This is a genomic window from Actinomadura sp. NPDC000600 (assembly GCF_040492135.1).
Lineage (GTDB): Bacteria > Actinomycetota > Actinomycetes > Streptosporangiales > Streptosporangiaceae > Spirillospora.
The window spans coordinates 321155-331756 of sequence record NZ_JBEUPD010000006.1 but is presented as its reverse complement, the minus strand read 5'-3'; the positions used below and the strand labels follow the sequence as shown (position 1 = coordinate 331756).

Below are 10602 nucleotides of genomic sequence, written 5' to 3'. Positions count from 1 at the left end.
ATCACGAAGGTCGTGCCTGCACGCATCTCCGGCCCAGCCACACGACTGTCAGAACCGGACAATCAGGCCGAGAGTTCCACTACTCCGGAGCCCTGTCTACTCACTGACGCGGGAACTGCGAATCATCGCCGAGCTTCCCGGCCGCGCGACGATGCCGCTGACCCGCAGTCGGAAGGACTCGAAGGCCGCCCGCCTGACCTGCACCCAACTTCTTGAGGCGATCGAGCCTCTTGCCGATGCTCTCCACCCACCAGTCCCTCCGCTTGGGGCTCCGGACGTCCTATGCGAACCGGCGTCGCTGGAGCGCGCTCCGTACCTTCGCACCCTGCGATGGTTCCTCGAGGACGGTGAGGCCCTTCGTGCCCTCGCCTTCCCTGAGCAGCTCGATGTCCTCGGTTCTTTCGGTGCGGCCGCGGGTGGAGCGAGAGAGATGGTGGCGGCTGCGAAGGGCATGGCGGCGGCAGCGATCGACAAGGCGGCGAAGAACCTGGTCGCCGTCACGGATCGCCGCATCATCATGGCGAGGACCAACGCTTTCCGTAAGCAGGGCCAGATCGGGCAGGAGATCCCAATCGACCAGGTGCGATACGTCCGAGCAGCCACACAGGACGGAAACGGGCGCTCGGCGATCGACGTCATCACGCCCGATGAGAACATTCGGTTGATCTTCCAGGCCGACATAGAGAACGCACACGTGGACGCGCTCGCCGCCGTGCTCGCGGAGTCAATGACGATCCCGGACGCGGAACGCGACGAACTTGAACGGCGCCGCTACGCCGCCCTCGAGGCGGCTGAGCAGGAGGAGAGCGCTGGCACGAGGTCTACCGAACCGATTGAATCCGAGGCCGAGACCGGCGACGCCGAGTAGGGCTCGAGCCGGAGAAGCGGGCCGTGACCGACGCACGCACTGGACCAGGCCGCGTGCGTCGGTCGACGGGTGCCGGAGGCAAGGCACGGGTCGAACCCTCCTGAAGGCTTACGAGCGGGCGCCCATCGAAGTCGCGGGACCCTTCCAGCCGCGCCTGACCGGTGGACTCGTCGAGTGGCAAGACGCCGGGGCACCACAACTCGGTCCGGGCCTGTAATCAGTAGCAAGAAGATCAGTACCCGGTCAGCCGTTCGATGAGGGTGCGGCTGATCGCCTGCAGTTCTTCGTCGTTGTCGATGCTGTCGAATCTGCCGCGGCGCCGGGCATGGAGCAGTTCGGAGCGGAGTTGAGGCAGGGCGGGGCGTGCCGCGGGGCCCATGCGGTCCAGACATGCCACGGCATGGTTGGCAGTCGCAGGGTTCTGTTCCCAGGCTTGGAGGAGTGTGTCCAGCACAGCCGGCGCCTCCGCGTCGCCGCCGATCTCCCAGAGGGCGGTCGCGCAGGGGACGCGGACCCATTCGTAGCTGTGGGTCAGCAGGTCTCGTAGGAGAGGCAGTGCGTCTTGCGCGGGAGGGCCGATCTCGGCGAGTACGTCGGCTGCCGCGCTGATCCGGAATGGGATCGAGTCGTCGAGCAGATTGAGCAACGGCTGCATGACTTCGTCCGGGTCACCGACCACGGCCCATAGCGCGGCGACGGCGGCAGGACGCACATGTGCGTCGGAGGCTGTGATCAGGGACCGGATCGCTTGCAGGGCGGGGGCCGCTGACGGGCCGAAAGCCTTCAACGCTTCCAAAGCCGAACATGCGGTCGACCACAGTTCATGAGGCACTGCCGTAGAGAGGGTCTCTGTGATCACATCGATCGCGCTGTCGTCGGCGAGAGCGGCCAGGGCCGACAGGTCGGACCGCGCGCTCATCTCCCACAGTCCCTGGGTGAGGTCGAGACTCCTCAAATGGCCGCACAGGCGGGGTACCAGCTGGTCGGCGGCTTGCGGAAGTGTTCCGGCGACCTGCACCGCCCGCCAGGCGTCGTCTCCGCTGTCCAGGGCCGTGAGGATGCTCGGCACCACCCGCAAATCGCCGAGACGGGCCAGTGCTTGGACGGCCTCCTGATGACTCCTGCGCAGGTGCCGCTGGGGCGCGAACCAGACCTCCGGCCCGTACGTGGCGTACTGCACGGAGACCTGCGCCGCCAGGGCCTCGCGGGCCGGTTCGGCGATCGCATGACAAGAGTTCAACGTGGCCGCCGCCTCAGCAGCGACTTGATTGTGGGGCGCGTTGAGATGTTCGGCGACGAGGATGATGAGCCGTGCGTGGTCTCCGCGCCAGGACTTCATGAGCTCGGCGCTCATCCGGATGGCGTCCAGGCAGGAGCCTGGATCGCGGCTGCGCAGCTGCTCGGCGAGAAGTGCCGTGCGCTGCGGGACCCTTGCCGCCAAGGTCCAATGGAAGGTGTGCAGGAGATCCGTGATGGGTGAGTGGATCTGACGGTGTCGTTCGAGGTCCTCGAAAGCGGCGACGACCTGCGGTGGTGCTCCGTCTTCGGAGGCCGTGGGGCCCGCCGGGCGAGGCGGATCGCACCATGCTTCGGCCGGCACGGCGGCATCTTCCAGTTCGCGCAGCAGGTTGATCGCGGTTGCGATGGTGCCGTCATCAATTCGCTCGGGCGCGCAGCGAGCCCGCTGGACCACGGCCGCGAGCCTGGTTTGAGGGGCCGTGGTCGAGTCGGCGGCCAGTTCGGTGAACCACGCCATCGCCTGAGTCTCGGCGCGTTCCGGCAGGCGCAGGGCCAGGGTTGCCATCGCTTCAACGATCAGCAGCTGCTCTACGATGCTCGGCTCGGCCGGCAGCCGGCCGCGCAGCACCGCCGAAGCGCGGTCGGCGTCGTCGATGAACGACCCGAGCCCGGGGATCGCAGCTCGGCGCACGCGGACATCGGGATCGCAGGCGAGGCGGATGAGCGTCTCAGCACGGCTCCGCGTAGCCGCCACCGCTTCAACGTGTTGTTCATTGGCGCCGTACTGCCCGTCGCAGCGATCGAGGGCTTGCGATCCGATGCTGACCAACAGCTCAACGATGTCGGACCGGTCAGGCGTCGTGACGTCGTCTGCCAGCTCGAACAGGAACGGAAGGCTCGCTGTCGTGCACGGGTACACATCGCCCTGGTGATGGACCGCGCTATAGAACCTGCCGAGAGCCTCCCGCCGCTCCCCTGCGTCTGAGGAGCGCAGCGCCAGCAAGAGTGCCGGGACCTCCTCGGCCGAGCCGTACGCATGCTCCATCGACGACCAGCCGATGTCGTGAAGTCCGCTGAACATAGGCGGCACTATGCCCGGCGGCACCGACACGCGACCACCCCGGCAGCGAGACGGCGTGCGCCTCTTTCTGTCGTCCGGGCGGATCGGTCCCATGTGGCTGCCCTTACGTGACCGGGACCTCGGAAAGTGGATCCAGAATCGTCCGGCACACCGGATGTGATGCTGGTGGCATCAATTGACCTTTAGCAGGCCAGATTCGCCAAGTCCATGCTGGTACTGTCCGAAGGCCACCGCGTAGGCCTGCGAAGGGAAACTCGCCGACCCCGCCGACACGCCATAACCGACCGTACAGCTGGCCATGCCCACGCAGGCACGCTTGGCCATATGGCCGCCTTCCTCAACCCATGGCTCCTGGTAGTCATTTTGGGAGCTCTGAACTGGGCGTAGTCACGCCACCGCAACATCCTCTGATCGCCGCGTGCTATCCAGGACCTGCAAGCCGGACGATCCTGGAATGAGGCACGGACTTTGCGGCGGGTCGGGGTTGCTGCGGCTTACCGCTGCTCACGACTATCGCCTCAGGATAGCAACGCCGACAGTCATCTATTACTGTGGAGCCTTGGTCATTAGGGCCTGAAAAATGCCACTGGCGATACCGATGACATTTGCCGCAAGTCCTATGATCGCCAGTGTTGCATTGGTCGAATCGACGAGCAGCAGGACGACGAAGCAAGCGAACCCTACAAGTGAAGTCGCTGCAATCGTCCATACTATCCGTCGAACGTGGATAAGCTGGCGAAAGCTCGATTGCACGGCCGGATCACGCGTGAGCGGAGGATAATCAAATCCTCCCTGCGGCATCGCCCAGTACAGTGAACGTTCGGGATAGGCTTGATCGACCTTATGGCGCAACTCGAATGCATAAACTTGATAACCGCTTACGAGACTGATTAGCATCACGTGAGCCGTGAGGATCTTTGGGAGACCAGTGACGTCTATGAAGACCTGTCGAGGGCTGGCCCGTTGAGCGCGATCTGCAAGGAACTCGTCCAGTTCCTCAAGTGAGACAAGTTCGATCAAATTGCTGCTCGATCGCAATGTCATAGCGATTTCCAAGTAGCGATCCTTTACTTTCTGTCTAATTTCGATATCGCGATTCCGATACTTCCCTTCCGCCAATCGCTCAAGCGAGAAAATTATGTCATCGACAAAATCAGTCGATGGCCCCTCTGTCATTGCTCCAGTAATGAAAACAAAGCTAAATTGGGTGACGCTGCGTTTATCGCTTAGGTAGCAAAGGGCATTGAGATATGCGTCGACTGCGCTCGAGCAAACAAAGATCAACGCTGTATTCACGAGTCGACCTTAGAGTCAAGAGGCACGATCCTATTTTTCCCGGCGGCTTTGGCTAGTTTGAGAGCGATATATGCCCCGCGCAGTGTTTTGGCATATCCTCCAGAAAAAGTGTACCCCGTATTGCTCGAGATGCTCGTGACGAGGTTCACTACTGCAAGTAGTTCCGATTCGGGTAGCAATAGTAGGATGCTATCGCCGCCTTGCAGTAGTACCTCAATGGCGTCATTCTGTTTTATTGAATCAAGAAGGTGAGTCAGTAGTTTATCGAATGTATCGGCGAACTCTCGAAGACCTGCCATATCTTCGGTTACCATGAACATTTCCAGGCGGCGCCCGATGTCGTCGCCGTCCAGCGCCAAGAACCAGTTCGTGCTCACCGTCTCATCTTGCCGGGGTGGCGGACGTGATGCAGAGGTTTGGCGGATATATCCTGTCAAGAGTCTGGATTTCTGGCCCAATCTGGTCAACGGAAGCGTAGTTGCCATATATTGGTAGGTTGGCCACCTTGCCCATCGCTGACAGTGATGGCGGGGATGTGCGTCGTGCATATCCGTCCACTTGCCCAGCCGCTTCATTGATGGCGGCCTCATGTGTTGGTCGACATCGGGGAAGTAGCAGCGTCTCGGGTGGTCCCTGGCGTCACTCTCGCCAGAGGTCCAAGATCGCTAAGCGAGTCGGTGAGGGCCGACCTCGAATCGCAGCTTCTTGCTGGATCGCCAGCCCGCTTGTGTCGTTGTCGTGGGCCAACACGAGCGGCCTGGGTGGGAGGCGCGAGGTCTTCCAGCGGGTTCTCTGGCGAAGTAACACTCGCCTTTCTGTAATGCTTTCGAGAGATGGAACGCCACGCCGATGCTCAAAGTGGCTGAACCGCGTGCGGTGAGAGAAGCTGAGCGCAGACGGTCGTATTGCGCCAGTGTCGCGCTGGCGAGCCTGACAGGGAGGAGCCCCGCATGGTCCCGACTCCCGTTGAACCAGGAGAGCACCTCGCTGGATGGACTCGATCCTCACCACGACGGAGCCGCTGAGCGGCTCACCCTCTACATAAACGATCAACTCTGTATGGGCCCGTGGCTGGGAGCTCAGAGGCAACGCGGCACCGCCCCGGTGGATGCCAACGCGAGGCGTCGGCGTAGGCAACCGACCAGGCGGCTCAGGACGGAGATCCCGGAGAGCCTGAGTGGCCGTCCGCCCGGGGCGGAAGCGGCGATCCGGCACGAGTGGGGCCGCTCCCTTGGTGATGCGCGACGCCCTTCCGTCATTCCGTTGCAGTCAAGCCCGAGGCGAAGGCTGCAAGGCTCTTCCGAGCGCGACGGCCATGCAGAGGAGCGGTCCGCAGCCCGCCCCACCTGCGCGGGGCGGGCAAGAAATGGAAAACGCAAGCGTTATCGGCTGCGGACCGGGCGCGGTCCGCAGTGGAGCGGGATCGAGCGCGATCCCAGGTTAGGAGGCTGATGGTCGAAGAGGGGTGCGGCGAGTCCTCGTCGGGCATGGCGAGGCGACGCAACCGCCGAGCTCATGGCGAGACGAGGCGGCGGCGGGTGTTGTACGTCCTGTTGTCGGAGGACGAGCACGCGACGGTGTCGAGAGCGGCCGAGCGTGAGCGGCTGGCGACCGCGGCCTGGGCGGCGCTCACGTTGCTGGCTGCGGCGAGCGGGACGCCGCGAGCAGAGCACAACGAGATGCGCGAGGTACTGCAGGCCGTCATGCAGGCGCGTGGTCAGGCGCAGCGGATCGGCGTCAATCTCAACCAGGCTGTCGCCGCACTGAATTCGGGGGAGGCGTCGTCGACGATCCAGTGGTATGCCCGCGCCGCTGCGCAGACGGTCCGCAAGCTGGATGACCTGGCCGAGGAGTTGAGAAGGCGGCTGCCGTGATCGTGAAGGCATTGGTCCTGAGCGTTGCGTCGTGATCGGGAAGGTCTTGGGCGGCGCCCGGGTCCAGGGACTGCTGCGGTACCTCTACGGCCCGAGCGCCAACGGCGAGCATCACAACCCGCACATCGTGGCGGGCTTCGAGGACGTGGCCGATCTGGAGCCGGGGGTAGGGCCTGATGGTCGCCGCGACTTTCGTCATGTGGAGGGTCTGCTGACACAGCCGCTGGCCTTGCTCGGTGAACGGAACTACCGCAAGCCCGTCTGGCACTGCGCAGTCCGGGCCGCTCCTGAGGACCCGGTTCTTACTGATGGGCAGTGGGCGCAGATCGCGGCCGAGATCATGAGCCGGACCGGCTTGGCACCGACGGGGGACGTGGACTCCGTTCGCTGGATCGCCGTCCGCCACGCCGACGACCACGTCCACATCGTGGCCACGCTGGCGCGGCCGGACGGCGTCCGTCCAGAGGTATGGAACGACGGGTACCGGGTGCGCGACGCCTGCCGGGCGGTGGAGGAGCGATTCGGTCTGCGTTCCACGGCGCCGGCGGACCGCACGGCCGCCCGCCGCCCCAAACGCGGCGAGACCGAGAAGGCCGTCCGCCGTGGTCAGGCGGTGCCATCTCGTACCCTCCTGCGTCGAAAGGTCCAGACGGCGGCCGCTGGAGCCTGCAGCGAGAGTGAGTTCTTCGAGCGCCTCCAGGCCGACGGTGTCCTGGTGCGGCAGCGGTTCAGCCAGCGGACGGCCGGCGAACTGACTGGGTACGCCGTGGCTGCGCCCGGTGATGTGAACGCGGATGGGCAGCCCGTCTGGTACGGGGGAGGCAAGCTTGCCTCGGACCTCACGCTGCCCAAACTTCGCCACCGCTGGGCAGGTGCGGACGGCACGGTCCGCGGTTCGTCCGCCGTCCGTCCGCTGGACGGACGGCACCTGTCCGAGCGGACGAAGCGGGCTGTGCTGCGGACGACCGTCCGCCGTGCCGCGGACGAAGCCCGGACGACCAACGGGTTCCTCGGCCGCCTCCAGGACTACGGCCTCCTGGTCAAGGTCCGCGACAGCCAGCACGCGCCTGGCCAGATCACCGGCTATGCCGTCGCGTTCCCCACCGACCACGGTGAGGAAGAACCGACCTGGCACGCGGGAAGCCGCCTTGCAGATGACCTCTCACTGACGCGCCTCCAGCAACGCTGGACCTCGCCCGCCACCGGCCCCGCGCCAACGATCGACGACGACCTCACTGTCGAGGAACGGCAGGCGTTCTACGACGACGCCGCCCGTGCCGCCGCCCACGCCACCGCCCATCTCCGTCGCCACCTGGCTACCAATCCGCACGCCGGCCAGGACGCCTGCTGGGCTGCCTCCGATGCCCTCCACGCGGCCGCACGAGTCACCGGCAACCACCACCTCCGCAGCGCCGCCGACACCTACGACCGCGCCGCTCGCGCACCCTACGGGCGTCTTCCCCGTCCCAGTCCTGCTGGCAACGCCTTGCGCACCGCGGCCCGGCTCCTCGCGCTGACCGGCGCCATCAAGGATCGGACGACGGTGTCGGCGGTGCTGCTGGTCTCCAGCCTCATCACCCTGCTCGACACCATCGCCGAGCTCCGCCGACTCCAGTGCCGGCAAGCCCAAGCTGAAGCCGCCCGAAAAGCCGCCGCGCAGGTCCGCGCAGCAAGACCCGCCGACGCCGACAACGCGCCACGTCCACCAGCCCAGGAAGCCATGTCCTCGCAAGCACGCCTCGCCATGGCTGCCTTCCCCAGCCCATGGGCTCCGCTGCTACCCACGACACCCAGCCGCCCCGCACCGGCCAACCCCACGGCACCAACCCGCCCAAGTCGCCCGCGCCGCTAACAAGTTCGCCATGGCGAAGCATCACTCCACCTCCACATACCAAGACACGGAGGCATCCGAATGCAGACCATGCAGTACAAGGACCTCGACACGCTCCCCACGGTCGTCAGCATCATGACTGCCGCACGCGCACTTGGACTGTCCCGCACGTACGCCTACGAGCTGGCGAAGCGTGGCGACTTCCCCTGTCGCATCATCCGAGTCGGCACCACCTACCGCGTGCCGACCGCGGAACTCCGCAAGTTGCTCGGCGTCACGTAGTCCTCAGGAGTCGGCTGGCTCGCTGATTCCGAGTGAACCAAGGAGCGGCTGCAAAGTCCGGAGAGACCGCCTGGCACCGGGATGGCGACGAAGCTCGACATCCCGGTGCAGGGCGTCTGACCTCGGGCTTTCAACCATCAAGGCTTTGCTTGAAAAGATCTACCCGCCTGTAGTTGACTCACCGTGAGCGTGCGGCAGCAGAACGCCACCGCCTCCCTTCCTGCCCCGGGACCTCTCCGTCACCCCCTGCCTGTGAGGCGATCGAGGGCCTTGCTGCCCGGCAGGAAGCGTTCTGCGAAGCCCCTTACACCCGTCTGAAGCTCACCGAGATCTACGAGGAGCTCGGCGTAAATCGAGTGGTGTCCGACTGGAAGACGGCCTCGCGAGGAGAGCAACTCCCGCGGAGCCGTTTCGCGGCCCCCGCCACCACGGAATGAAGAACCGTTCCCGAAGGAGGAGCCATGCGAGGCACGACCTACAAGCGCTGTGGTTGCCGCAATCCCGAGACCGGCGAGAAGTACCTCGCGGGCAAGTGCCCGAAGCTGGTCAACCGCGACCACGGAGCATGGTGGGCGCGCTACGACGCACCCGCAGGAGGCAGCGGTCGACGAAGACAGCCGACCGTCGGCCCGTACAAGACGAAGAAGGCCGCGCAGCAAGCGCTCACGGAAGAACTCGCCAAGTTCGAGATCCATGGACGGCAACTCGATCGGAGCCTGAAGACGGGCGCCTACCTGGAGACGATCTGGCTTCCTGCCAAGAAGGAGAGCCTGTCAGCCTCGACGTTCGCGGACTATACGGAGATCGTCAAGCTCTACCTGGTGCCCGGCCTGGGACACCTCAAACTGGTCGACCTGAGAGACAAGCACGTGATCGGCCTGTACGAGGCGATCCTGCAGATCAACCGTCCCCTCCCCGAGGGGGGGAAGCCGAGCGAGATGCTCCGGCGCCTGCTTGAGGTCCGCGCGTACTCAACGCAACAGCTCAAGGTAGGAGAGGCTCCCCGCCGCAAACAGACCAAGCCCATCTCCCCGACGCGGGTGAGGAAGATCCATGCGGTTCTGCTCTCGGCGCTCAACTGGGCGGTGAAGTCCAAGCGCCTGAGGGAGAACCCGATCGCGCACGTTGAAACACCACGCGTCAGGGGAAGGCGGGCGAAGCCGCTCGTCTGGACGACCGAACGCGTCCAGCGGTGGCAGGAGACCGGCAAGGTACCTGGGCCGGTGATGGTTTGGACGCCCGCCCAGACGGGCGCCTTCCTCGACTTCATCGCGGACGAGCGGTTGTACGCCCTCTTCCACCTGGTCGCCTTCCGCGGGCTGCGTCGAGCCGAAGTCGCGGGGCTGGCCTGGGCGGACACCGACCTCCAGGGGGCAGGCACGCTGACCGTCCGCGAGACGCGTCCTGGTTCCGAGAGCCAGGCCGACGAGTACGACGACACCAAGTCCGAGGCCGGCGAGCGCACCGTGGCGCTGGACGAGGCGACCATCTCGGTACTGCTGGACTGGCGGGGAGTCCAGGAACGTGAAAGGTCCGCCGCCGGCCCCGAGGTGTGGGTGGACTCCGGGCGGGTCTTCACTCGCGAGGACGGGGCATGGCTGCGTCCCCAGTGGATTTCCACACGGTTCGAGGAACTGATCAAGAAGTACGGACTCGTCCAGGACAAGCACTCCGTCGAGGGCTGGGCGATCGACAGGATCGCTCGTCACCACCGGATCGCCGTTCGCGCCGTCCAGGTGGCGATGGGAGGTGAGCCGCTGCCGCCGATCCGCTTCCACGATCTACGGCACGGAGCCGCGACGCTCGCCCTGCTCGGCAACGTCAACATGAAAGTGATCAGCGAGACACTCGGCCACGCCCGCCACTCGTTCACCGCCGACACCTACACGTCAGTGCTTCCCGAGGTATCCCGGGCAGCCGCCGAGGCGGTGGCTGCGGTCGTCCCTCGTCGGACGCGGCAGAGCACACCTGATGCCGCCAACGTGATCTCACTTGCGGACAGACGCAACCGGCGCGGTCAACACGCAGGGTAATCAAAGCCGAGACGGCCAGCACCCGCATCGTCCGGCGACGAAAGCACTCCGCCGACCTCCCGTGCACACCATGTGCACACCAGGCCAGGAGAAACGGA

General features: G+C 65.2%; 8 protein-coding genes. 5 read left to right on the top strand and 3 right to left on the bottom strand.

Annotated elements, in window-relative coordinates; all coding sequences use genetic code 11:
• Nucleotides 1–868: hypothetical protein (locus ABWI07_RS12335; protein WP_353818571.1), on the top strand; the 868-nt coding region annotated here is incomplete at its 5' end.
• Nucleotides 869–1100: 232 nt separating this feature from the next.
• Here ABWI07_RS12335 and ABWI07_RS12330 read toward each other — a convergent pair.
• The 3 genes from ABWI07_RS12330 to ABWI07_RS12320 all read right to left on the bottom strand — a co-directional run bounded on the left by ABWI07_RS12330 (nt 1101) and on the right by ABWI07_RS12320 (nt 4861).
• Nucleotides 1101–3188, bottom strand: coding sequence for a HEAT repeat domain-containing protein (locus tag ABWI07_RS12330; protein ID WP_353818570.1), 2088 nt, complete (start codon nt 3186–3188; stop codon nt 1101–1103).
• A gap of 546 nt (nt 3189–3734) precedes the next feature.
• A complete protein-coding gene (locus ABWI07_RS12325; RefSeq protein WP_353818569.1) occupies nt 3735–4484 on the bottom strand; it encodes a hypothetical protein in 750 nt (249 codons plus the stop codon).
• Nucleotides 4481–4861 (bottom strand): mCpol domain-containing protein, encoded by a 381-nt coding sequence (locus ABWI07_RS12320; protein WP_353818568.1) that lies wholly within the window; start codon nt 4859–4861, stop codon nt 4481–4483. Before ABWI07_RS12320 ends, ABWI07_RS12325 begins: the two co-directional genes overlap by 4 nt.
• Nucleotides 4862–5935: 1074 nt before the next feature.
• Between ABWI07_RS12320 and ABWI07_RS12315 the strand changes: the two genes are divergently transcribed.
• The 4 genes from ABWI07_RS12315 to ABWI07_RS12300 all read left to right on the top strand — a co-directional run bounded on the left by ABWI07_RS12315 (nt 5936) and on the right by ABWI07_RS12300 (nt 10504).
• Nucleotides 5936–6358, top strand: a complete 423-nt coding sequence (locus tag ABWI07_RS12315) for a hypothetical protein (protein WP_353818567.1) — start codon at nt 5936–5938, stop codon at nt 6356–6358.
• A gap of 31 nt (nt 6359–6389) precedes the next feature.
• Nucleotides 6390–8210 (top strand): relaxase/mobilization nuclease domain-containing protein, encoded by a 1821-nt coding sequence (locus tag ABWI07_RS12310; protein ID WP_353818566.1) that lies wholly within the window; start codon nt 6390–6392, stop codon nt 8208–8210.
• A gap of 60 nt (nt 8211–8270) precedes the next feature.
• Nucleotides 8271–8471: a helix-turn-helix domain-containing protein gene (locus ABWI07_RS12305; protein ID WP_230298595.1), complete on the top strand. Its 201-nt coding sequence runs from the start codon at nt 8271–8273 to the stop codon at nt 8469–8471.
• A 461-nt stretch (nt 8472–8932) separates the two neighbouring features.
• Nucleotides 8933–10504: a site-specific integrase gene (locus ABWI07_RS12300; RefSeq protein WP_353818565.1), complete on the top strand. Its 1572-nt coding sequence runs from the start codon at nt 8933–8935 to the stop codon at nt 10502–10504.
• Nucleotides 10505–10602: the final 98 nt, after the last annotated feature.